Genomic DNA, 704 nt, shown 5'->3' with positions numbered 1-704 from the left:
CATTTGCATTTGTTTACCTAATTCCACTTGTTTTCGCCGAAAATAAACGCACTTTTGCACTTTTGCATCCTATTGCTATCCTGCCCGGTACGAATCGTCGCCTCGCTCTCGCCTTCTGTTGCTTTGAAGCCAAAACGCCCGGACACAGGTTATCCTGTACTCCGGGCGTCTTTTGGCGTTGAGCATGAATGATCCGAATCGGGAATGAGCACTGCCTACTGGGCGGCAGCAGAATCCCCGATGCGTTAGTGGGGGCACGAGCGACCGCAAGAGCAATCGCAAAAACGACCTGATGGCAGCAAGCTTAGGTTAGAGGGAACCCTAGATCTCTTACTTGGCATTTAGTAAGGCTGCCAGCGCAATCGCCTGGCCTCGATGAAGCGCTCGTTGACGTAAGGCCAATTGACGACCTTCCACCAGTCCTGGATATAGTCGGCGCGTTTATTCTGGTGCTTCAGGTAATAGGCATGCTCCCAGACGTCGAGCGGCAGCAGCGGGATGACATCCCATTGCGACAGATTCTGATGCTTCTCGGCCTGGAGGATCTCTAGCCGCCCGCTGCGCGGACTCCAGACGAGGATCGTCCAGCCGCCGCCCTCGACCTTCTCCGCTGCCTGACTGAATTGCTGCTGGAACGCCTCGAAGCTCCCGAAGTCGCGGGTCAGTTGGGCTGCCAGCGGTTCCGGCGGCATGCCGCCCCCTAG

General features: G+C 56.7%; 2 protein-coding genes. One reads left to right on the top strand and one right to left on the bottom strand.

From position 1 onward, the window contains the following. Positions 1–182 (top strand): hypothetical protein (locus PA598K_RS37455; RefSeq protein WP_221414185.1); only part of this gene is annotated, 182 nt, incomplete at its 5' end. 159 nt (positions 183–341) lie between these two features. Here the strand turns inward: PA598K_RS37455 and PA598K_RS28410 are convergent. Further along, positions 342–704, bottom strand: a 363-nt coding sequence (locus tag PA598K_RS28410) for a superoxide dismutase (RefSeq protein WP_185602274.1), incomplete at its 5' end; no start/stop codon positions are given.

The organism is Paenibacillus sp. 598K, assembly GCF_003851045.1.
Taxonomy (GTDB): domain Bacteria; phylum Bacillota; class Bacilli; order Paenibacillales; family Paenibacillaceae; genus Paenibacillus_D.
Note: the sequence above shows the minus strand (reverse complement) of the source record. Positions and strands in the feature narration are given on the sequence as shown.